The organism is Polaribacter sp. (assembly GCF_051251875.1).
GTDB lineage: Bacteria > Bacteroidota > Bacteroidia > Flavobacteriales > Flavobacteriaceae > Polaribacter.
Map to the genome: position 1 here is coordinate 67073 of NZ_JBPOGL010000014.1, position 24243 is coordinate 91315.

A 24243-nucleotide genomic window follows, 5' to 3' on the forward strand; every position below is an offset into this window, starting at 1 on the left:
CTATTATTCAACTATTTCTCTTATTTTAATATCACTATAGATGGCTTCAGAGAATTCTGCTTGCAAACATATAAACCCAGAAGAAAGAGTTAAACCACCATAAGTGGCATTCACAATCTCGTTTACTAAAACACCGTTTAAATAGTATTTTGCTTTATCTCCTCTTACTTCAATCAACACCTTGTTCCATTCATCTTGTTCTTTATCTACCCATTTTTTAGCCCTACTATACGTTTTTTGTTTGTGTTTAATAATAGTTTCATCCTTTAAAACATCACTATGACATCCTTTGAGGCACCATAAATCACCAAAATCGCCCTGTTGAATTTGATATTCTAAACTTGGAGGCCAAGCATAACAACCACTCTGGCTATGGAATAATATGCCAGCATCTTTAATCAAATTTAAACGAGGCTTGAACCGACGATCGCCCCATTTAAAATCAAATTTTAAATCGTATGAGCTGTAGACTTTTTTTGTAACTGCAACGGCATAGGTAGATGAGTCGGTTTCCCATTTATACATTGTTTTTAATGTTTTACCGTCATATTCAAACATTTTATCACCATCTTCTGGTGTTGCATTTCCTTCTACTACAAAATCATAATTGGGCCCTGCTTCTGTATTTTCAAACAAGTCTACCCACGTATTTGGTTTTGATTCACGAATATTATCTAATTTGCGGATTCGCATATTTCGGTAAGCAACAGAACCATGATCTCCTTGAAATTTAAGTGGTGCCAAAGCTTCTTCAGCTCCTTCGGTACCTTCACGCGTAGCTCCAGTAACTTCTTTATTTTCATGAATAACTACCCCATTAAGTATCACTCGCTCAAAAAGTGCATTTTTTATTTTTTTTCCTTCAGCATCAAATCTTGGCGCTCTAAAAATAACATTATAACTCTGCCATACACCAGGTTTTTTACTGGCATTCACTCTTGGAGCTATTCCTTCATAACCTCTTACATTTTTAGGTTTTGTTTTGTCCCATCGCTGATAAATTCCTCCACAATCTAGAAATTGAGGATCTTTTACTCCCCAACTGTCTAACACTTGTATTTCATAACGACTTTGAAAATAGATGCCCGAATTGGAACCTTTAGGAACCATAAACTCAACATAAAACTCAATATCGCCAAATGATTCTTTTGAGATTAAATTATCGGTTTTCCCCGTTAATCCATTCACAATACACCCTTCTCCTACCACGGTTTTAAATTGCGTGCTGTCAGCTACATTTAGCATTACTTCTTTTGCATGAAACCAGTCTCCACTAGGCTGAACAAAATCAGCAAGCGTTTTTAATTTTATTTGTGCTGAAACAAAACTGGCAAAACATAGTAGAATTAGAGTCAATAAAATGGTCGAATGTTTTTTCATAAAAATATAAATACTTTTTAAATCCTAACGGAGCTTTTTATTTCCAAGATATTTTAGCTTGTCTTGTTTCTGTATTTACCCAAACACTGGCATGTTCAAACTCACGAGTAAACGCCCAACCTTCTGGTGTAATTCTTTTATATGCTCCTTTTGGTGCTCCAAGAGGTTTTTGTAATTCCGGATAGTTTACCAAAGGACCTGTTCTTAATTTCCAGCCCCAACTATACATAAAATACGAATAAGGTTCTGCTCCAATTAAATAGCAAGCCAAAGCAAACTCTAATTTTTCTTGAGATAGTTCTGGCATATTAGGCTTAATATTACCTCTTCCTGCTCCATCCACACCAAGACGAAAAACCGATATTTTTCCTTCTTTAGCATTTTTAAGCATATCTCCCCACTCACTTAACAAGCTTTCTTTAGTATATCTAGCTTTTGAATAGTTTTCAAACATTACAGCATCACAAACAGGATACACATAACCTGCATCTTTATTATTGGCATTGTTACCCAATAGTATTTTATCAGCGCCCATTTTCTCTTTAAGCGCTGCCATCATTTCTCCCATTGCAATTTCAATTTCGGGTTTATCTTTCTTACGAAACTTACTATTTCCATGCATTTGATCAATAAAAACTCCATCGCAATTAGATTCTCTAACTCCTTTGGCAACTGTTTCTACCCACCATTCACGGAATTCAGGATTTAATAAATCATAACAATAAGCTCCAAAATGTTCTGCTAACTTTCCTGTTTTTTTATTAGTAATTAAAAATTTCTTTAACTCTGGGTGTTTCTCAACACCTTTCTTGGTGAAATTTTTGGTATAAGAAGTATACGTCCAAGCATAAGCTGCATTAAAATAAAACAATACTTTAATATTGGGGTTCGCCTTTTTAAAGGCTTTTGCCTCCTTCTTTGCACCTAATTCTGCAGCACCTAATTGTTTTTTTCCGTGCGATTTTTCGATGCAAATAAAATCGGTTCTTGGAGCAATAAATGCAACTTCTTTGGGAGTTAATAAGCGATTCTTATCCTGAAACATAAAATACTGTGGAGTAGTTTTCCAACTAAACTTCGGATAAAAATCTTTGGGCACAAATGTACTTCCATCACTATTCTTGTAGGTTGTTTGTGAAACTACATTGTTAAATCCTGTGAACATCACACAGAATAATAAGGCTACTAAAACTTTAGTTTTCATCATTTTTAATTTCTTTTAAAATCTAACTTATTTACTCGAATTTCTCGATATTCTACTTTCATCACTGAACCATTATGAATTTGAAAACCAATGCATCCCTTTTGAGATGCGTTCGGATCCTTATCAAAAAAATCTATAATTTTCACTCCATTTATCCAATACTCTATACGATTTCTACGTGCTCGAATCGTTATGCGATTCCAATCTTTTGGCTTGTACATTTGATTCATAATTTTTTCATCTGCAAAAACCCTAAGAGAAAGGCGCGCATACCAATCGCCTAAAGAACCTCTAAAATCTTTTTTTCCTGGTTTGTGAGATGCAATATCATACTCATAACCAGAAGCAGCTTCATAGGAATTATTTCCTCTTTTTTGCTTAAACAAAAACGTATTCACTCTAAAATAAATACCTGTATTTCTTTGATTATCGCCTGTTAACTTTACTTCACAGGTAAATTCAAAATCATTAAATTGTTCTTTGGTATAAATCCACTCAGGTTTATCAAGTTTCTCATTTTTAGTATTCCCAACAATCATTCCATTTTGTAAAGACCAACTATTTGAAGAGTTTTTCCACATATTTAATGAACCTCCATCAAGTAAATCAATCACTTTTTCCCCCTTAACTTCTGGTTCTATTGCTTCATTTATGTGTTGAGAACATATTGTTTGCGGCAACATCCAACAGAAAAAGAAAACAAAAAACATTTTATGTTTTGTTGAGAATTTCATTTTTTTACCAGTTTATTTCGATTGTTTGCCCCGCATTAAGGGCAATTTCTTTTTGATTTTCTTTATATTTTAAGGTTGTTTTTCCTCCTATTTTTGAATATATGCTTGTTTTTATCAATTGCCCATCACTCCAAACCATTGATATTTCAAAACCTCCACGAGCACAGATTCCTTTTACAGAACCTTCAGTCCAAACATCTGGTAAAGCTGGTAGCAAGTGTATTTGATTTTTATTTGATTGCATCAACATCTCAAGAACCCCAGCTGCTCCACCAAAATTTCCATCAATTTGAAAAGGTGGATGTGCATCTAATAAGTTTGGATAGGTTCCTCCTCCTTTACTATAATTCGTGTACAAGCCTGAAGGTTCTACATAATTTAATAATGTTCGATACATTTTATAGGCGTGATTACCATCTTTTAGTCTTGCCCACAAATTAATTCTCCAACCTTTTGACCATCCTGTTGATTTATCACCTTTAATTTCGAGTGATTTTTTACTTGCTTCTGCTAATTCTGGTGTTAATTCAGTGGTTATATGATTTCCTGGATGTAAACCAAACAAATGTGATTGATGACGATGCTGGGGTTTAGCATCTTCCCAATCGTGATACCATTCTTGAAGATTTCCTTTTTTCCCTATTTGATAAGGATGCATTTTCTTAAGAGCTTCTTGCAACTCATTTCTAAACGCTGCATCTACATTTAATACTTTAGAAGCTTCTATGAGTAGGATAAAACTTTCTCTTATCATAGCCAAATCTGCTGTTCCTCCATACAAAGTAGCGCCTTTAAAACCTTCATTAGTTACATACGTATTCTCTGGTGAGGTAGATGGTGAGGTTACTAACATTCCTTTACTATCTTCTACCATCCAATTCAAACAAAATTCAGCAGAACCTTTCATTAAAGGGTAGGCTTTATTTTTAAGAAAATCTTTGTTTTGGGTAAATTGATAATGCTCCCAAAGGTGTGTTACCAACCAAGGCCCACTCATATTCCAGTTTGCCCATTGTGTTCTTCCTTTTCCAAAATCTCCTACAGGATTAGTCATTGCCCATATATCAGAATTATGACAAGAAGCCCAACCTTTATCAACTCCATAAAAAGTTTTTGCAGTTACTTTACCTGTTTCAGAAAGGTTTTCGATAAACGTTAATAATGGCATATGTAATTCTGATAGATTGGCAGTTTCTGCTAACCAATAATTTTCCTCTACATTAATATTCATGGTGTAATTACTACACCAAGGTGGTTGTACATACGAGTTCCAAATTCCTTGAAGATTTGCAGGAACATTCTTTGTTCTAGAACTTGAAATCAATAAATAACGACCGAATTGAAAATACAATACTTCTAAATTTTTATCTTCTGAACCATCATAATATCTTTTCAAACGTTCATCTGTTGGTATGTTTGGAGCATTGGTCTTGCCTAAATTCAATTCCACACGATCAAAAAAGTTTTGGTAATCAGAAAGATGATTTTCTTTTATTTTATCATAACCTTTTTTATAAGCTAAAGACAGTTGTTTTTTTGCCATTGCTTTATTATTCAAACCTTCTTTTGCTGGGTCTTTATCAAATCCATTAAAACTAGTTGCAATAGATAGATAAAGTTTAGCTTCTGTGGCACCATTTACCGTTAATGTACTATCTGTATAAGTTAACTTACCTCCTTTATTTTCTATTTTCAAATACGATGAAAATCGAGTCCCACGATCCTTATTGAAACGCACAGAGTCTTTGACATTCTTCTGAATTGTATGAGCTACATAGTAAGGTGCATATCCATCTACTTTTAAAGTTTTACTTTTAGTGGATGTCTTATATTTTAGTAAACTGTTCATTTTTACCGTAAAATTAAGAGCCTCTTTTTTATCCGCCGACAATTTTATAACCATTATTTGATCTGGATGTGATGTAATATATTCGCGTGAAAATTTTACACCATCTACCTGATAATTTACTTTAGAAACAGCTTTACTTATATCTAATTCTCGGTAATAATTTTTGACTTCACCTTGATGTTTAAAATCGATAAATAAAGTTCCTAATGGAGCATAGGACTCAGAATATTTTCCTTGTACATTTCGGTTTAATTCATCTGCCAACTTATAATCTTCATTCGCTAAGGCTTCTCTAACTTTTGGAATATATTTATAAGCTTCAGGGTTCATATTTGGATTCACAGGCTCTCCTGACCATAAAGTAACATCATTCAAATAAATTTTATCTGATGTTACTCCTCCAAAAACAGAAGCTCCTAGTTTTCCATTTCCTAGAACAAAGCATTCTTCAAAATAGGTTGCAGGTTTATCAAACCACAATTTTGTTGTGGACTGCGCTACATGTATTTGTATACCTGTAAAAAATAATACACAAAAAGTAAAAAAATGTTTTTGGTTCTTCATCTTAATATCCTTTAACTGCTTTACGTACCTTTTTCATAATCTCAATACTTTCTGGATTAAAAATTGGATGATCTTTAGTTACATCTGGTGTCATTGCCAAATTGATGGTAATAGGCATATTTGCCTGATCTGCTTTCTTAAAAATCTCAATATATTTCTCTGCTGAAAATTTAGGTTTTTGCGTAAACTTTCCGTTTTTTACTCTGCTAGACCATCCATCCATATAAAACCAACTTGCTGGATATTGGCCTTCTAATTGTCCTCCTTCTTCGAATAAAAAATCAGGTTGAATTTCAGGTACTCTTCCTGATCCATCAGAAACTACTAAATCACTAAAAGGAGTTAAGTTGGCAAATAGATTTTGGCTAAATCCAACTGGAGCATTGGGATTTCCTGCTTTTATGGCTTTCGCCAGTTTTTCCCAAGGAGGATCTAATTGATATACTTTCCAACCACCATCATCAATATAACCTCCTGTGGTTGCTAAATCTTCTCCATATCGTAAGCTTACTTCACGAAAATGATCTTCTAAAAACTGAAAATATCCTGATGGATCTGGAGTTTTACCTTTCCCATAGGTATTTCCATACAAATCTTCCATTCCGCTATTAGGATTGTAATACAACATTAAACGAATATTGTGTTTTCCTAACCCATCAATCAATTCTCTGATTAAATCACGTTCACAAGTAAAACCAGGCTTCAAACTGTCTATTGTTTTGCTTGGTCCTGGCCAATGTTGAGTTCCGTGGGCACAAGTAAACGCAACCCAAGAAGCACCAATTTCTACTACTTTTTCTACAAAAGCATCTACATCAAATTCATTTACCAATTTTTGATATTGCTTCCCTAATTTAGGTCCTCCATTATATGGACTTGAACCTGATGAGAAATGCACAAACAAACCATATTTTCCATCAACCATCCATTGAACATCTGCTTTCATAGCCTTTGCTCTGGCTTTGATTGCTGTATGAGCTTTTGGACGCACCAGTTCTATGGACCAAAAAGCAAAAGGATTTGGTTTTTTATTTGTATTGGCTTTTATTTCTTTATTTACTTCCGCTTTTTTTTCATCGCCAAAAGTGACCAAACGAAAACTGATTTTATTAATTCCTTTTTTGAGGTTTAAATTTTGTTTTAAATAATGTCTTTGAACAATAGGTCTTGTTTCCCAATTTTTGATATTGGCTTTTTCAGTAATTGTAGTATTCCCTGAAGTAACTTCAAAGGTTGATTTTGAAAGGATATCATTACTACCCGTATACAAAAGCGCTATGCTATACTCAGCTTCATAAGGTGCTTCAACTTCCCAAGTCATTACATCATCTTTGGTAAAAAAACCACGGATAAATGCATTGTTCACAACTTCTGGTGATGGTCTTTCAAGGTGATTCAAATTCCCAGTCAATTCAGCTCTAAACCCCATGATGGTTGTAATATCATCTGCTCTAAGCTCCCAAGTTTTTGGCGCCCAAAAAGGATGTGTAGCGTTTTCTTGAGAATAAGTTACTACTGTAAGTAAAGATAAAAAAATCATTAAAGGAATAATTCTATTTTTCATTTCGATATACATTTACAACTATTAATATCATTTAACTATTTACTTCCAATCTTCTATTTTTAAATAATACCCTGCTGTTGGATCTTCATCATGACAAGCCAAAAACAGGTATTCTGGGTTTCCATCTTTCCATAAAATATTTGGTCGTTCACTTCTAGCTAATTCGTGATTAAAATAATGACTGTTTGTATTGTATCCTATTTCTGGTCTGTCCCAATGGATTCCGTCTTTAGATTGATAGATTAAACCTGGTCGTTTTCCTCCTAATTCTTTCTTACCCAACGTTTTTGGATTTCCTTCCAACGCACTTTTTACATCCATACGATCTTCAACAATTAGATAATACATCTCATTGTAATAAAAAGCATAAGGATCTTCTATATCTAATCCTTTATCCGCATAAGAAATTAATGGGTTTTCTTTATAATTTTCATAAGGCCCTTCTAAATGATCACCAATCGCTAATGAAATTTCCCTAAAATCTTTGTGATTATCCGTAACTGACTTGTAATAAATTCGATATTTTCCATTTTCATCAACCAAAAAAGTAGGGTTGGAAGCGTGAATAATATTTGCTCCATCCATTTTACCTGATGCTTTTATAATTGGATTGTGAGGACTTTCTACCCAAGGTTCCTCTAAAGATTTTGTGGTTGCAATACCTATTTGTTGTGCTAATCTTGGTGTTGTTCTTTCTTTTACCAAATACACCATTACATAGGTGTCACCAACTTTAGATACTTGCGGATTGTGATAGGTTGAAGCTTTACTTGAAAATGTGGTATCCACAAATTGATAAGGACCTTCTGGTGTATCTGCCGTAAAATGAACAATTTTACTATCTTTTATCCAACGTCCTTTATTTGGAATGGTAGACATAAAAACGTGTAATTTCCCGTTTTCATCATAAATAGGAGACATCCCCCAGTTCCACCAACCTTCTTCTGCTGGGAGAATAAATTTTCCAGGAACAAGTGATTTACTAAAAGAAGATTCTTTAATAGTTAAATCTGGCTTGCACGAAAATAGCATCAATAATGCAACTGAACATATTACTATTTCTAAAAAAGGTCTTATTTGTTTACTATTCATATTTATTTTAATAGGTATTCATAAAATTGATTACTATAAATTCTTTTGAAAAATCTTCACCCTTTTTAAGGGAATAAATTTGCTTTCATTACCGCTATTCTTTAGGAATATGTTATTAAACCTTCTTATCCTATAGTGCTTCAACTTCTGTAAAATAGGCTCCTCCTATTTTACCCTTGCTCGTATAGAGATAGGTAATAAGTTCCGTTTTCCCTGCTGGGATTTCCAACTCAAAAACAACCTCTTTGCTGCCTGGCTCTACAACCATTTCCTGATCTTTTCCAGCTATCTGAATTTTTGCTCGTACAGCCTTAATTACTTTATCTGCTTCTTCTGGGAATTGACGAAGTGTAAATCGATATAAACCTGCTTTTTTGACGTTTACCATCCAGGGTCCAGTGACCGATGGAAGTCTTTTGATTGAACCAAAATTCCAAGGTGGATTTCCACTATCCAAGTACCAATCTTGTGAACATAATAATGTAGGATTATCTTTAGAGTTTCCGAGATCAATAGAAACAGGAGTCATACGTGGTGAAACAGATTTCCAAAACGGTGTGTAAAGTGTTCGCAACGCTGCTACCTTTTCTGAATTAGCGGAAGAAATATCTTTTTTTTGACCAGGGTCATTTTGAATGTCGTAGAGTTCTGTTCCGTTAATTAATCGCCAGTTATCTTTTATTACACATGTAAATTCCCACTCTTTTGGTGGACCTTTAAAAAATGGTCCTCCCTGAAATTGTACTACAAGATGGTCTCGTTTTTTTGCATTTTGAGAATTTTCCAAAACAGGTTTAAAAGATATTCCATCAGGATTGTGCGAATCTGAAATTGGTATTCCACATAAATCAGCGAGCGTTGGCAATACATCAATATGAGCTGCAAGTGCATCTACATCTCTTCCTCCTAGCAAACCTCCATCAGGCCAACGAATGAAAAAAGGTACACGATGACCACCTTCATAAATCGAAGATTTTTTACCTCTCATACCTGCATTATATCCCTTTAATGGCTCTGAATTCAGTCCTTTAAAACTTCCCCCTTTTGCTGTACCATTATCAGACATAAAGATTAAGATGGTGTTATCAGCTATTCCTAAATCTTCAAGTTTATTTCTCAGAATCCCCAAGTTGTAGTCAAAATTGGCAATCATACCATAAAATTCAGGACCCGATTTCCATTTCGCTTTGTTTCTGTAAGGGTCGCTCCATTCCTTACCTACAATATAAGGTCCATGTGGTGCATTGGTAGCTAAATAGAGTAGAAATGGCTCCTCCTTATTTTTCTCCACAAAATCGATAGCCTCATCAAACCACACATCGGTGCAATAGCCTTCAAATTTTTCATTTTTACCATTTCGTTCATAGGTATCATCAAAATAGTCATTACCCCAGTAGTCTGCAGCTTGACCAACTCCTCCAGATTTATGCCAAATTACATCTTGAAACCCTCTGTCTTGTGGTCTATGTGGGGCGTTATCTCCTAAATGCCATTTCCCAACCATTCCGGTAGTATACCCGTTTTCTGAAAATACATTTGCCATTGTTTTTTCATCGGTATGAAGTAAGGTACGTCCGCTACTGGTACGATATGCTCCTGTTCTACCAGGATAACGTCCAGTCATAAGCGCCGCTCTTGATGGTGTACAAAATGGACTTACATGAAAGTTGGTAAGTCTTACCGACTCACTATGTAACTTATCTAAATTAGGTGTTTTTAAAACTGAATTTCCAAGACATGCCAAATCTCCGTAACCTTGATCATCGGTCATAATCAGAATTACATTAGGTTTTTTAGCCTTTAGTTCAGTAACTTCCTTTTTTTCTTGAACGTCCTTTTTTTCTTTAACTGAATAGCATGCTCCAAGTGCTATTAACATTAAAATCACGATACCTTTATGAAGTTTCATTTGATTTATTTATTTATTTAATCTCAGATTATGTTACTAAGTTTTATTTTCCTTTTTTCACAGCTGGTGTCCATTCAAACCAATTTAAATTAAACAAACTCCCATCATCACCTTCTGAACATACATAAATTGTTTGCGCTCCTCTAACTCTATTTAATGTTGTTGAAATCGTTTTATAACTGTTCCAGCTTCCTGTTGAAGGAATGGGAATTGTTCCTATAATTGTTCCTGTTGGACTATTAATACGAACTATTATTTTCGCTCCTTCATTTGGTGATGAAACATTAACACGAAAAGAAAATGGTGCAGCACTTTTGCCGAATTCGATTTCAGTATAACTCAACCAAGAACTCTTTGAAAGCTGAATTATACTTTCACTATTTTTATCCGTTTTATTTTTTTCAACTTTTACATCACCAGATTGTTCAGTAAAATATTCTGCTTCATAACGAATACTTTCACCCATTTTAGAGAGAACTTGTTTTCCTTTAGGATTGTTTTTTATCTGAATTCTCTTTTTACGTTTTGCATAGGTTGGCACCGTTATCTCTACATTTTTATCTAATGTGTAGACTATTGGTTCTATTGTACCATCTTTTCTAAATGTGATTTTATCAAAACAAACGGATCTTTTATAACGGTTACCATTATTCACATCTCCACGATGATAAAAAAGATACCATTGCTTATCAAACTCAATTACAGAAGTATGATTTGGTGACTCAGGAGAATTAGGAGCAAGCTCACCTTTAAGTTTTGCATACTTTGGTAAAGGAGAATCTGCCATCCAATATTTAGTTACGGGGCCAACCCTTGCACTGAAATAATATTTTCCATTACGTTTAAAAACATGAACTGCTTCATTTACAGTTTCTTTACTTAAACGAACCCAAGGCCCATCTAATTCAACCATATTATCTTTTAATTTGGCACCCATAATATGTGAGCCTTTCTCTCCGATATCAACCCAGTGATCATTGCCATAAATATATGCTTGACCATCTGTATCAACAAACACCGTTGGATCAAAAATAGTAGCAATCTCATTGGAAACAGCTGATTCCCAAGGACCTGTTGGAGATTTACTTTTAGCGACACCAACATGTGTTATATCACTAGGAAAATACCAATAATACCAACCATTTTTATAAGCCGCATCAGGTGCATTCATATTTGATTGTGCATATTCAAATCCTTTATCTAATTGAGGATCTAAAGACACGCCATGATTTGTCCAATTTTTTAAATCTGATGATTCTAGAATTACATAATCCTTCATGGATTCATAATTAGTTGCGTCTGGTTGATCGTGAGAACAATAGAGATATACTTTTCCATTAAACACCTCTGCCGAAGGATCGCATACATATAGAAAATTAGAATCGCTTTCTTTAAGAATAGGGTTTTGTTGGGCAAAACTTAACTGCCCGAAAATGAAAATTACAAATATTAAATTTTTAATCATGTTGTCTTAAATTTTATTTTTATTCTTCTAATAAAACCAACTCTAGACCTTTAAACTTGTATCTATGTTTTGTTTTTTTACTTGTTTTTACCTTTGGATATACCTTAATCTGATACACACCTTTGCTTAGGTTTATACTTCCTTCTTGCAGTTTTTTTGTTATTGCACCAATAGTTCCTTTGGCATTTAACTCTAAAGTTTCTTTTGGTGTTATTAGATTATAAGTAAAATCATGATCTCCACTATCTTCACTAATTATTTTAAAAACACCTGATTGTTTTACATTTACTGTCCAAATTAAACCTTGTTTTACGTTTTCTCCCCAACGATGCGTGATCTCTTTTTCATAATCATAACTGATACGTCTTATAGCAAATTCACATTTTGAAACTGGTAATTTTATGGAACCATTTTCTTCTTGTTGTATTGTTTCATCAATTACCTTCGCTTTTTCATCTTCTATTTCTAAAACAACTACAGTTACTCTTGGCTCTTTTAAATTTTTGGGAACATTAACTATTAATTGCTCTTTATCTTGTGTAAAATTTAAAGTCTGTTTTGAGGCATCTGATAAAACATAAGCTTTGTTTACTTTGGATAAAATACCTGTTAAGGAAACCTTATTTTTCTCAATGTCTTTTACATGCAAATAAACTTTACCAGGTTTACTTGTAATTGCAAAGGGTGGAAATTTTAAAGGACTTGGATCTGCACCATAAATAGCTTCACCATTTATTTCTAACCATTCGCCAATGGCGCGTAAACTATTTGCTTGAGATTGCGGTATTGTACCATCTGGTCTTGGAGCAACATTTAATAAATAAACACCTCCGTTTCCTACAATTCTACATAAACTGTAAATAAAATCTGGGTAATCTTTGGTACGATCTAATTCTGCTCCGTAAGAAGTATATCCCCAACCACCTTTAGTAACAGACTCATGTGTTTGCCAAGGCACTTTTAAATCTGGTAGCCAAGTTGCTGTACTTACACTTGGTGTTTTACCATTATCTATAGAAACATCAAAATGACCAAAACCGTTACCAAGTCTTGAATTTACCAATGCTCCTGGTTGATTTTCTTTTACAATATCCATCATCAACTGACATTTTTCATCATCCATTTGAATTGGAGTATCAAACCAAACCATAAAAATATCTTTATAATTCTGAGTCAACTCTTTTACTTGAGGAGCTACTTTGTTATAAAAATAATCATCATAATCTTTTTGCGGTTTTAGCACTCCTTCAAAATCCCAATCATTACCTACACCACCTTTCTCATGCCAATCTTGACTTTGAGAATAATAAAAGCCTAGGTTCATTTCTCTTTGAGCACATGCGTCTGCCAATTCTTTGTATATATCTCTACCAAAACCTGCAAAATCTACCAAGTTGTAAGGATGTTTTGATTTATACATCGCAAATCCATCGTGATGTTTTGCTGTTAAAACCATAAATTTCATCCCAGCCTTTTCAGCTATATCTATCCAATCATTTGCATTAAAGTTTACGGGTTTAAATTTAGCAGCAGCTTCTCTTTCATAATCTTTTACAGGAATTTTTCCTACTTTCATAATCCATTCTGCACTTTTTTTCTCACCATTCCACATTCCTTCAAGCTGGGCATAAGGTCCCCAATGAATAAACATTCCGATTTTATCCTGATAAAGTTTCTTCATATTCTTTCTAATTTCAGGAGTAAAAGCGGTAACTTTTGTTTTTCCAAAATCAACATCACCGGAGGTTTCTGTAATGTAATCAACAGTTACGGTTTCCGTTTTTTTGATGTTTTTACAACTAAATTGAAAGAAGCAAATAACTAAGAGTATTGTTAATCGATGTAATGTTAATTTTTTCATCCTTTTAAATTTATTAAAATTTCGTTGGTAATTTCAATCGCATTAAATGTGGTTTTACAACCCAACTTAAACCAACTTTCATAGAGATATTTATTTGATTATAACTAATGCACAGACATAGCGCCTTCGGGATCAGGTAGTCGATTTGACGTAGTTGAAGCATCGCCATACCAATAAACTCCAACACCATAAGCCATCTCACAATCTGTTCCACTCCAAACTTCCATAACTAACTGAAGAGAACTTCCAAACGGAATTACATCTAAAGAACGCGTACGGGTTTCTGTACTATAACCTTCTGTGCTATTATCTTCTAATTTTATTTTTCTATTTAACTTATCATAGACATTAACACGTGGTTGTGCATGAAAAGGATGTTCATAAAAATCATTGTATCCCCATGAGTATCCATAATAATCTTCTGTTCCTGTACCAAAAATAGAAGGAAAATCTTCTCCATCAACCCATATCTTTTCATCTCCTTCTCCCCACCAATCGTCTACCGGATTCATAACGGTTAGTGCATCACCAACATAAACACCACGGCCTTTAAGCGTAACATAGTTCCAGTCTGAATGTGGACGAGTTGCCACTGGGTATTGTCCTCGCCAAGCAGCATTAAAATACATGCTACTATTATTCCACTTCCAATTACCAACCACCGTATTTAACTGAATATCAATTGGTTTATCACCAAGGTTCAGCAGTGTTATTTTAGCAGTTTTTTGGTAGGGCATTACCCATCTACATGACATTATTCCGTCTTCGGAAACTGTACGAGACCATCCTTGAAAAGGGTGTAAACCAATCCCTGTTCCAAAAAAATCACCAACAGGACACCAAACTGTTTGTTTTCCATCAAACTCCATTTTAAGAATCGTTGAACGTGTTACTGTTGAGTCTGCATAACTACCTAATTTAAGTGTAAGCGTACGAACTGCCTGAGTTCCTGCAGGTAGTTCAATTGATTTTTCTTCTTTTGCACCTAGAATTTCATTTAATTTCACGGTTTTACCTTTAGTTGTATTTTTTGGGGCAAGTAAATTTTCACAAACTTGTTTAATTTGACCTTCTGATTTTTGATAATCTTCTATTGTAAAGGTTTTTACCTTTGTAGATTTAGAGTATTCCCTATAGGTAAGTTGATAAAAAAACGGACGTTCTGTAACCGTAACCTTACAACTTTTTGCATAAGGAATTGGAAAAAAAGATACAGCCGAACGTAAAGATTGATGTGCCAAAGGATAAGGAAAAAAATCTGTCCCGTCTAAAAACCCCAACATATTTCCTTCAAGCACGGGTTCTGTTGAACCATCTAAATAAAACTTTATGATACTATTGGTTGTGCTTCTTTTTAGTGATCTATGAGGCATCCAGGTTCGTACAATTGCTCCAGCTCCCTGATGATCCATCAACACCCATTCCTTTTTACCCTCTTTTTCTTCTACCCGAATAAAATTGGTATCCTTAGCTCTTGGATTCATATCATGATTGGTAAACCAACCTACAGTATCATTGGGACTTGTTGAAGCACGATTATAACTACTTTCCTGTTTTAAACGGAAATCCTTCTTTGGAAAGTGTGCCACAGCATCTCTATCAATCATTTCATTTAAAAGTGATTCAATACTTACCTCTGTTTCTTTTGTAGAACATGAATTTAAAATTGTTAATGCCATTACTAACAAACTCATTATTAGACTTTGTGACTTTTTATTTTTCATAATTTCTCTATATAAACGTAATATGCAGGATACACTTTTCCTTCCTTATCTATCAATTGTGCCTCCATATCATATTTACCAGCAGGTATTTTTCCTGTAAATTTAACTTCTGATTGACCAGGTGTAATCTTTTGTTCTTTTTCGATGTTGGCAACGTACAAATACGCTTTTTCAAAATCTGATTTTGTACTTCCAGACATTGTTTTTTGTAATTCTATTCTTTTTTCTTGCCCTGGAAAAGTTGCATTTATTGCATGTTCACTTTCTCTAGGAAACCTACGTAAGTAAATGGCATATTCTCCATCTTCTGCAAATTCTATTTTCCATCTACCTGTAGCTTGTACCGCTTTTGAGGCTCCATCTTGATGCCAAGCTCCATTGTGTTTGCCTGTAAACATATCGTGCGCAGAAATTCTACTTGGATTTTCTTTTGATGAACCCACTTTTATATATCCATATCTTTCATTTGGGTTTTCTGCCATAATGGATTGCCACCATTTTCCGTAACCTTCTGCCAAACGATTTGCTACTTCTGGATGTTGCTTGATGATGTTTTTGGTTTGACTACGATCTGTTTTTATATGGTATAATTCCTTTCCATTTATCAAACGCCAATCATTATCCATAACAGCATACGTTCTGTACTTAATTAAATTTTGTAGTCTTTGTGTATCTACATACAAAACTCTATTTTCCCAATTTGAATTGTTATTATAAAGTAATGGTTTTAGACTTTTACCATCTATAGGTTTTACTGGATTAAAATCAAAATCGAATAAATCTACAAAAGTTGGTAGCAAATCATAATGTGCTACTAATTCATCAATATCTTTCCCTCCAGTTACTTTTCCATTTGGCCATCTCACAAACAAAGGCACTCTGTGCCCTCCTTCATAAACACTTCCTTTTCCGCCTCTTAAACCTGCATCAAATATTCTTTGTCCACCTGCACTTCCATTATCTGTAGTAAAAATAACAATGGTATTTTCTTTTAACCCGAGTGTTTCTAGTTTCTCTTCTAACAATTTAAAGTTATCATCAACGTTGGTGATCATCCCATAAAAACGTTTATAAATCTCTTTAACTTCTTTTACGTTTTTATACATATCTAAATATTCTTTGGGCACATTCCAAGGTTTATGAGGTGCATTTGTAGAAATGTAGCAGAAAAAAGGATGGTCTTTGTTTTCTTCAATAAAATTTAATGCCTCTGAGAAAAATACATCTGTACAATATCCATTGTATTTTTGTAATTGTCCGTTGTGCCAGTATGTATCATCAAAACCATCATTCCACCAAAAATCTGGACCTTGCGTAATGCCTCCACCACCAATTCTTACCACTTCATGAAATCCTCTATCTTCCGGACGAAAAGGATAATTATCTCCTAAATGCCATTTACCGAACATTCCATTGGTATACCCATTTTGTGCAAAAACCTGAGGAAGCGTTACTTCATCTTCAAAAAGTATTGATCGTCCTGTAATGGTATGAAAAGTATTAACCCTGTTGGTATGTCTACCGGTCATTAAGGCTCCTCTACTAGGCGCACAAGTAGAAGAAACGTGGTAATTTGTAAATCTTACTGATTCTTGATAAAAGCTATCTATATTAGGTGTTTTGATAAAAGGATTTCCCATACAACCTAAATCTCCGGTTCCCTGATCATCTGTTATTACAATAATTACATTGGGTTTTCCTTTTCTAGGTGTTGCTGTTTGAGCAAAAACTGAACACAGAAAAGCAAAATGTAATACCAAACAAAACCAAAATCTATTTTTCATTTCTTTTCTATTCTTTTTAGAGAAAAATTGACTCATAGAATTTTCTTTATGTAAAGGAAACAGACATACATTTCTAAAAACAAAGGTGTCTTTAAAAACAAAATGGATGTTGAATCACATTAATTTTTAAAGATCGTTTTAGATAAAAATCATAAAATGAGCTAAACAAAAATACAACTTAACAACGCCAAACAACAGACTCAAATCTGCCTTTATGTTGCTGAATTCTCCCATTTATTTAAAAAAGTTGTGTTAATAGCAGCCGTTAGCCTATATAAGGATAGAAAATATTGAAAAACTAAAAGAACAATCTAACGCGCTCTTTTAAATCATTTTTTGAATGAGTTATAGATCACCAAATAAAACAATATCTTTATTAGTTCATCTGATATTCTTCTTGATAAGAATTTTTATGATTAACTTAGTGTCTATGTAGTTTAGTAGTGATGGTAACTTTTTTAAAAAAAAGTAGGTTTATAAAAGCAGCCATTTTTTCTTGATCTTTTAGTTCCTTAACCGTCTTGATTGTTACTCCGTAGAAGTCTCACACAAGATTGGAGTAATAGAATAAGACTCTTACAAAGTGACAAACTGAAAGTGGCAAACTGTACGAAAAAGCAATAAATTATAAATAGTTATACTATTCAATAATTACTTTCTTACTTTTAATCGTATTTCCTATTATAATCTTCAACAAATAAATGCCTGAAGATATATTACCAACGTTCAATGTAAGATCTTGTTTAGAATCCTTATAACTTTTTTGAATTAAGCGTTTACCATCGATTGAATATAATTCGAGAATAGCATTTGAATTTAACTTGTCAGAAATTGACACATTTAACTCCTTTTTATTAATCGGATTTGGATAAACGAACACATGTTCACTAGAAAAATAATCTGATGTACTTAAAGCATCTGTTGTTGATGTTAAGTTTAAACCAACTTTACGGAAAGCACCATTACTATCTGTTACTTTAAAAGCAACATTTTGGTATTCAAAATTTGTAGTTGCATTGCCAGAAATTAAACCATCTGTAGAAAGTGATAATCCATCAGGTAGCGGAGCACTAGAAATCAATTCCCAAGTATAATTACTTGTACCACCTTGTGCTATTAACTGAAAACTAAATGGTTCATTTACAACTACTTTCGGAATGGTTTTGGTTGTTATGGAAAGGTCACTATCTGGAACATACTTAAATGTTTCTGACATATAAGCAAGTTCTTTTATGAGGTCATGCCCCATTTTAATGGCAGTTTCCAATTGTGTTTGTGTCCAATTTCCTTTTCTTGTTGGCAAATTATCTGGAATGGCTAATTCCGTTCCCATGGAAGATGCAATCATCATTGCTGCATTCATATAAATTAGAGGATCTGAAATATGTAGCCCATCATCAGCCGCAATGAAATTAGAAAAAGTTTCATTCAATCTTCCCATACCTACTGTAAGCGGAATGGTTTTCCAACCTCTAAAATGATAGTTAAACCACAAAGCTGCGCAACCTTCATCATTTAATGCATTTGTTGTTGATGTAACTCCACTTGCACTGTCAAAACCTTTAATCCAATCAAAAACAAGAGGAACAATATTTGCTTGATTTGAGTTGATGATATCTTGCGCAAAAGCATCTGGATCACTCCCACCAACATAAATAAACACACCCAAATCTGCATTATTTGCAAAAGTAGATGCTCTAAGAGTTGTATCATCAACGGTCCAATCTCTGGTGTCAAAATTCTGATTTCCTAATTTTTGTTCACTCGCTGTATAGGTATTATTAATAAGTGTATTCAATCTATCTCCTGTAAAATTATGCGTGCTACTGCCTTTGTAAAAATATTTTACAATACTGTTAAAAGGTGCACTTGTTACATCAAGATTACGATAAACCACAGCTCCATCATTTTGATAACTTGTAGTATAATGTTCAGCTGTTTTATGCGTATCTACAGCAGTTGTGGCATAATTAGCAAGTTGCGTAATTGTGGCGTTTGAAAAGGTGTATTGAGATGCTGGGTTTATATTGGTATGTTCGTAAGTAGGAACGTAATTGGCATCTGCCGCATCTAAACCCGTAATTTTTCTATAAATAGCACTGGCACTAATCATTGCTTGTTTTGCTCTAGCCTCTCCAACTCTTCTTCCTTGCAAACCTGCTTCATCTATAGCAAAAGCTGCAGGAATTACTTCTATTCCGTTTCCATTTGCTGCGCGATAGGTAAAATCACCCAATTGATTCATATCACTAACATAAGAAGAATAATTCATCATTAACATAGGCGTTCCTCCAGCTTCTAAAATTGGTTGTGAAAACTGCTTGCATGCTTCATAGATAATTTCTGGATATGTATATGCTTGTTCAGAATCAAAGAATATTACATATTTATAACCTCCATTAATTATTGTAGACTTGATACTTGCAAACTGTGGATCATAGTAAATATCTGCCAACGAATTGGCGTAACCAAGACTATTAAAATCAACATTTACATCAGCATAATCATCCGTTAAGACTAAAAGTCCTTGTACATATTCTGCAATGTATTCTAGTGTGGCATCAGAAGTACTCATTTGACTTAACTGATCATACCAAGTTTCTACACCTGTTGAAGGGAAAACACCGTTTTGTGAATCTCGTTGTGCAGCATGAATTAATAGAATATCTTTATTTTCTTCTTGTGAGAAAAAAGAGAAACTTACAAACAGCAGAATAATGAATACAAATGATTTCATATTTATTTTTTAGGTAATACTGATAATTTAATGGATAAAACATCAATAGTAACGTCATTCCCTTAACCATCTTGTTTGTCACTCCGAAGGAGTCTCACGCAAAGTTAAACAGTATTAGAGAGACTCTTACAGAGAAACAAACTGTATGGGAGGGTTGTATTTTATGCTTTCCTCTAAATCAATGTTAAAGCCAAACGAATGTTTTTAATAAAGTATATTTTAGATAACTATTGTCTTACGAATAAGGATTCGTATTTTTCATAACCATTATATTTTACACCTTCGTTTTTCCAATGATGTAATTGTTCATCATAGAGTGCTCTCATATTTTTAAGTTGATTACTATAATCAGATTGGTTGGCAAGGTTTTTCATTTCATAAGGATCATTTTTTATATCAAATAATTCTTCTGTTGGTAAAATTCCTTTTTCTTCATCTTTGTAATACCAATACACATATTTATATTGATCGTCCATAACTGTTAAACAATGTGTTGCTTTCGGTCCCCAAACTTGAACAATTGGTAAAGAGTTTCGCACTTGTTTGCTAGGATTTTCCACAACTTCTTTTAAACTTTTACCATCATAAATCGTTGGAATATTAACACCTGCATAATCAAGAATTGTTGCAGTAATATCTACATTACCTGATAAAGATGTTGTTTGTATTGATTTATTTTTTTGTCTTGGGTCTACAATAATTAGCGGAGTTCTTGCGCCTTCTTCGTAAGGCAGTACTTTAGAACCCAAACCATGTGAACCATTAAAATAACCGTTATCAGAAGAAAAAATAATGATGGTATTTTCTTCTAACCCTGATTTTTTCAATTCTTCTAACACCATTCCTATAGAATAATCTACCCCATAAATAAGTTGGTTGTATTTGCGTAAGGCTGCTTGATAGGTTTCATCTTTATCATAGCCCCATGTTTCAAATCTTGGATATTGTCTACCCATTTTAGATTGTTTTGCAAGATGTTCTCCTGCTTTTCTACCGTAATTAGGTAGTTTTCTAAAAACAGTATTTTTATAGACAGAATCAAAAACTGGGTCTGGATCTGATGGCTTATGTGGTGCTTTAAAATAAACACTCATACAAAATGGTTTACCTTCTTTGGCAGATTCTCTTATAAAATCGATACTAGCTGCTCCGTAAGCACGCGTACTATGAGGGTATTCTGCTGCATATTTAACCATAGATTTATTTTCTTTGGTTTTGTAAGATGTTTGATGTGGGCTTCCTCCATAAAAATCAAAATCTTTTTTGGCAACTTCTCCTTCTTTTTTCCAACCTCCATTGGTATCAGAAATGGAAAAACCAAACTTACCAGCAAAACCAACTTTATAGCCTGCTTCTCTAAGTAATACAGGGTAAGAGGTAGACCATTGTTTTGTTCCTAAAGAACCATGGTCAAAATTACAACCTGTTTTGTATTCAAATTGCCCCGTCATTACATTGGCTCTACTTGCCATACAAATTGCTGTGGTATTGTAATGTCTTTTAAAGATAACTCCATTATTTGCCAAAATATCTAGATTAGGTGTTTTTACATCTGGGTTTCCAAAATCTTTTTGAGTATCATAAGATTGATCATCTGTAAAAAAGAAAATGATATTTGGCTTTTTTTCTTGTTGCTTTTGAGCGTTACAAGATTGTAGACTTAAAAATCCAAATGAAAGGATTATATATAAAATACTTTTATATTTCATTTTATTTCTTCTTTTTTTTTGTTTCGTATGCTTTAAATTGAGCATTAATAATATCTGTTGATGGGCAATCTATAGGTGTTATATCAATTGCCTCTGCAATCTTTTTTGCAACTTGAATTCCTTGTAAACGTGAACCTGCTGCTTTATAATGAACGTCTCCTGCTTTTACACCATGCTCCTTTAAAATAGGTGTTGAAAATGTAAATAAATCATTTACAATAACTTCTGGATATTGTTTCATTACCTTTAATGCCACTTTATTATATTTTATAGAATCACCTGCAAATCTGCCATCTGCACCTTCTGGTACTGGAGTTGTGGTAGCAAATAGTAATTTTGCTTTAGGGTAATTGGTTTTTAGATACTTAATAATTTTATGCAAATTCTCTTCATAAATTTTCAAAGTTGAAACTTGTGTTCCGTTTTTCTTATCTAATTTTTTATTTGCTAAATATTTTAAATCGTGTAAACCAACGTTAAAATGAATTGCATCCCATTCAAAATCCCAACCTCCTTTTAAATTAGGTTGAAACATTCTTTTTCTCAACCCTTCCATTCTAGTAATAAATTCGCTACTAGATTGCCCATTTGTATGCAAACGATACACACAAGCTTTGTCCTTTAAAGACGCTCTAACGTATTCTGTATATCCTATAGAAACAGAATCTCCATAAATAAATACTTTTGGTAAATTTGTAACAGGCGCTATATATCTAAATTGGTAACGTGTTCTAGTAAATTTACCTAAACTTTCCCAAGCATTTTTACATACATCACAAGTATTATTTACGGCCTGACTTAAAAGCTTGTTGGGCGCACATGCTGCTAAACCAAATAATCCCATTAATTTGATAGCATTTCTTCTTTTCATATTTTATTAGTTTTTAAATCGGTTCTACCACTAATTTAGTGGAAAGAATAAAAACATAACTTCCTTATAGAGTTTGTTACTCAGTTTCGAATGTTGAGCAAACCTTGCTTGAGACTCCTACGGTGTGACAAACAAGGTGGCAAAGGATTGGAACAAAACTTTGCCACCTTTGCCACTTTGCTATTTTGCTACTTTACTACTTTACACATAAACATTAGAAATCAAAACACCCTAATTTAGGTAATTGATCTTCTGTTAATGCTGAGTTAAGATCAAAATTAGTACAATCACTAACAAGACTTGTGTCCCAACCTGATAAATCTTGGCTAAAAACTGTAGCACCACTAAACATAGTAGCCATACTTGAAGCAGAAGAAACATTCCAACCCGAAATATCTTGATTAAATGATGTTGCCTGAAGAAAACATGAAACAAAACCAACAACATTAGAAACATCCCAACCAGTTATATCACCATTAAAAGCAGCTGCCTGTCTAAACATTTGCCCAAAACCAGTAGCACTAGAAACATCCCAATTGCTTATATCACCATTAAAACCAGATGATCTTCTAAACATTTGTCCAAATTCAGTAACATTAGAAACATCCCAGTTATTTAGATCTTGATTAAAAGCACCACTATTAAAAAACATTCGAAACATAGTGGTAACTGATGAAACATCCCAAGTGCTAATATCACCATTAAAAGCAAAACAATTTCTAAAAGTTGAATGCATAGAGGTAACTTGAGAAACATTCCAGCCAGTTAAATCACCATTAAAAGTACGTGCGTTATAAAACATTAGCGTCATATTGGTTGTGCTTCCAATTAAAGGATTATCTGTTGCCGTAAACGCTACTAAATTAGTACATCCTTGAAACACTCCTTGTTGACTTCCAAAATACATATAACCCCATTTTTTTACATCCACAAATTTAGTTGCACTAACTCCATTTTGACCAAAGTTAAATCCTTTTATCAACCCTTTGATGGTCATGGTTTTTAAGCCAGCATCTGCAAACGTATGCATTGCATCTGGGTCATCAAAAGAGGTTACTGCTACATCATCTGCTGGATCACCAGTATTCTCCCAATTTACAGTAAAATTATAATCTGAATCATCACCAGCATATAAAGGCAATTGAATCATATCTCCTGCTTCAACGTTCCATTCAATTATAAATTCAGAATTCGTAGTATCAACAATAATATCAATAAAAAAGGTACCTTCTTTAGATTTATCCTCAAGAAATGCCACATAATTTACCGTAATTCGGTCGTATCTAGTAGGGTCAAAAGCACCAATATCATTTATTGTAATAACACCTGTACTACTTATCTCAATGGCATTGTTTACAGATTGGTCTATAAGTTCGAAAGTAAAACCATCTGCACTTGCTTCTTCTATTGTTGGGTCTACTAGGGTTTCTTCTGCAAGTAAATCAAAAACTCCTTCATCTAGTGTATTGGTAGCAACTCTTCTTATTACACCTATATGATCTCCTTGAGTAGCTGTTCCTGTTTGTGAGTAAGTTGCATCACTATCAAGAATTATTAAATTGGTTTTGGGTATTTCTAGCTCGCAAGCCATTGTAATGACTAAGCAAAAAAGCGAAAATATTATTTTTTTAAGCATTTCTTTATATATTTAGTTAGTAAATAAATTTCTTTTTAATGTTTTATAATCTAAATGTTAGACCTAGTGAATATACAGGTTGAACTGCAAAAACTGACGATATGTTCTTTGGGTCGTTAGCTATATATCGCACAGTATTTGTACCCGTTAAATTGGTAAT

General features: G+C 33.6%; 15 protein-coding genes. All 15 read right to left on the bottom strand.

The window, feature by feature from the left end:
• Window positions 1-3: 3 nt before the first annotated feature.
• A complete protein-coding gene (locus ACSHW5_RS08235; protein WP_435675643.1) occupies window positions 4-1380 on the bottom strand; it encodes a 3-keto-disaccharide hydrolase in 1377 nt (458 codons plus the stop codon).
• 37 nt (window positions 1381-1417) lie between these two features.
• Window positions 1418-2587, bottom strand: coding sequence for a putative glycoside hydrolase (locus ACSHW5_RS08240; RefSeq protein ID WP_435675644.1), 1170 nt, complete (start codon window positions 2585-2587; stop codon window positions 1418-1420).
• Between the two features lie 2 nt (window positions 2588-2589).
• Complete coding sequence (locus ACSHW5_RS08245) at window positions 2590-3318, bottom strand: 3-keto-disaccharide hydrolase (RefSeq protein ID WP_435675645.1); 729 nt, start codon at window positions 3316-3318, stop codon at window positions 2590-2592.
• Window positions 3319-3322: 4 nt separating this feature from the next.
• Window positions 3323-5731 (bottom strand): glycoside hydrolase family 95 protein, encoded by a 2409-nt coding sequence (locus ACSHW5_RS08250; RefSeq protein WP_435675646.1) that lies wholly within the window; start codon window positions 5729-5731, stop codon window positions 3323-3325.
• 1 nt (window position 5732) lies between these two features.
• Complete coding sequence (locus ACSHW5_RS08255; RefSeq protein WP_435675647.1) at window positions 5733-7295, bottom strand: alpha-L-fucosidase; 1563 nt, start codon at window positions 7293-7295, stop codon at window positions 5733-5735.
• 39 nt (window positions 7296-7334) lie between these two features.
• A complete protein-coding gene (locus ACSHW5_RS08260) occupies window positions 7335-8387 on the bottom strand; it encodes a glycoside hydrolase family protein (protein ID WP_435675648.1) in 1053 nt (350 codons plus the stop codon).
• 130 nt (window positions 8388-8517) lie between these two features.
• Window positions 8518-10296: an arylsulfatase gene (locus ACSHW5_RS08265; protein WP_435675649.1), complete on the bottom strand. Its 1779-nt coding sequence runs from the start codon at window positions 10294-10296 to the stop codon at window positions 8518-8520.
• Window positions 10297-10339: 43 nt separating this feature from the next.
• Window positions 10340-11761: a family 43 glycosylhydrolase gene (locus ACSHW5_RS08270; RefSeq protein WP_435675650.1), complete on the bottom strand. Its 1422-nt coding sequence runs from the start codon at window positions 11759-11761 to the stop codon at window positions 10340-10342.
• A gap of 19 nt (window positions 11762-11780) precedes the next feature.
• Window positions 11781-13622 carry an alpha-L-fucosidase gene (locus ACSHW5_RS08275; RefSeq protein ID WP_435675651.1) on the bottom strand — a complete coding sequence of 614 codons (1842 nt, stop codon included), beginning with the start codon at window positions 13620-13622 and terminating at the stop codon, window positions 11781-11783.
• A 104-nt stretch (window positions 13623-13726) separates the two neighbouring features.
• A complete protein-coding gene (locus ACSHW5_RS08280; RefSeq protein WP_435675652.1) occupies window positions 13727-15316 on the bottom strand; it encodes a glycoside hydrolase family 172 protein in 1590 nt (529 codons plus the stop codon).
• Between the two features lie 26 nt (window positions 15317-15342).
• Window positions 15343-17166 carry an arylsulfatase gene (locus tag ACSHW5_RS08285; protein WP_435675653.1) on the bottom strand — a complete coding sequence of 608 codons (1824 nt, stop codon included), beginning with the start codon at window positions 17164-17166 and terminating at the stop codon, window positions 15343-15345.
• Window positions 17167-17770: 604 nt separating this feature from the next.
• On the bottom strand, window positions 17771-19867 hold the full coding sequence (locus ACSHW5_RS08290) for a T9SS type A sorting domain-containing protein (RefSeq protein WP_435675654.1): 2097 nt from the start codon (window positions 19865-19867) through the stop codon (window positions 17771-17773).
• A 227-nt stretch (window positions 19868-20094) separates the two neighbouring features.
• Window positions 20095-21576 (bottom strand): sulfatase family protein, encoded by a 1482-nt coding sequence (locus tag ACSHW5_RS08295; protein ID WP_435675655.1) that lies wholly within the window; start codon window positions 21574-21576, stop codon window positions 20095-20097.
• A 1-nt stretch (window position 21577) separates the two neighbouring features.
• Window positions 21578-22447, bottom strand: coding sequence for an SGNH/GDSL hydrolase family protein (locus ACSHW5_RS08300; RefSeq protein WP_435675656.1), 870 nt, complete (start codon window positions 22445-22447; stop codon window positions 21578-21580).
• Window positions 22448-22661: 214 nt separating this feature from the next.
• Entirely contained in the window at window positions 22662-24083 is a 1422-nt protein-coding gene (locus ACSHW5_RS08305; protein ID WP_435675657.1) for a BspA family leucine-rich repeat surface protein, read from the bottom strand.
• Window positions 24084-24243 lie beyond the last annotated feature (160 nt).

What these genes read in the sequence shown, in the direction of transcription:
- ACSHW5_RS08235 (WP_435675643.1), bottom strand. Translation starts at nt 1,380, where the DNA reads ATGAAAAAACATTCGACCATTTTATTGACTCTAATTCTACTATGTTTT.
- ACSHW5_RS08240 (WP_435675644.1), bottom strand. Translation starts at nt 2,587, where the DNA reads ATGATGAAAACTAAAGTTTTAGTAGCCTTATTATTCTGTGTGATGTTC.
- ACSHW5_RS08245 (WP_435675645.1), bottom strand. Translation starts at nt 3,318, where the DNA reads ATGAAATTCTCAACAAAACATAAAATGTTTTTTGTTTTCTTTTTCTGT.
- ACSHW5_RS08250 (WP_435675646.1), bottom strand. Translation starts at nt 5,731, where the DNA reads ATGAAGAACCAAAAACATTTTTTTACTTTTTGTGTATTATTTTTTACA.
- ACSHW5_RS08255 (WP_435675647.1), bottom strand. Translation starts at nt 7,295, where the DNA reads ATGAAAAATAGAATTATTCCTTTAATGATTTTTTTATCTTTACTTACA.
- ACSHW5_RS08260 (WP_435675648.1), bottom strand. Translation starts at nt 8,387, where the DNA reads ATGAATAGTAAACAAATAAGACCTTTTTTAGAAATAGTAATATGTTCA.
- ACSHW5_RS08265 (WP_435675649.1), bottom strand. Translation starts at nt 10,296, where the DNA reads ATGAAACTTCATAAAGGTATCGTGATTTTAATGTTAATAGCACTTGGA.
- ACSHW5_RS08270 (WP_435675650.1), bottom strand. Translation starts at nt 11,761, where the DNA reads ATGATTAAAAATTTAATATTTGTAATTTTCATTTTCGGGCAGTTAAGT.
- ACSHW5_RS08275 (WP_435675651.1), bottom strand. Translation starts at nt 13,622, where the DNA reads ATGAAAAAATTAACATTACATCGATTAACAATACTCTTAGTTATTTGC.
- ACSHW5_RS08280 (WP_435675652.1), bottom strand. Translation starts at nt 15,316, where the DNA reads ATGAGTTTGTTAGTAATGGCATTAACAATTTTAAATTCATGTTCTACA.
- ACSHW5_RS08285 (WP_435675653.1), bottom strand. Translation starts at nt 17,166, where the DNA reads ATGAGTCAATTTTTCTCTAAAAAGAATAGAAAAGAAATGAAAAATAGA.
- ACSHW5_RS08290 (WP_435675654.1), bottom strand. Translation starts at nt 19,867, where the DNA reads ATGAAATCATTTGTATTCATTATTCTGCTGTTTGTAAGTTTCTCTTTT.
- ACSHW5_RS08295 (WP_435675655.1), bottom strand. Translation starts at nt 21,576, where the DNA reads ATGAAATATAAAAGTATTTTATATATAATCCTTTCATTTGGATTTTTA.
- ACSHW5_RS08300 (WP_435675656.1), bottom strand. Translation starts at nt 22,447, where the DNA reads ATGAAAAGAAGAAATGCTATCAAATTAATGGGATTATTTGGTTTAGCA.
- ACSHW5_RS08305 (WP_435675657.1), bottom strand. Translation starts at nt 24,083, where the DNA reads ATGCTTAAAAAAATAATATTTTCGCTTTTTTGCTTAGTCATTACAATG.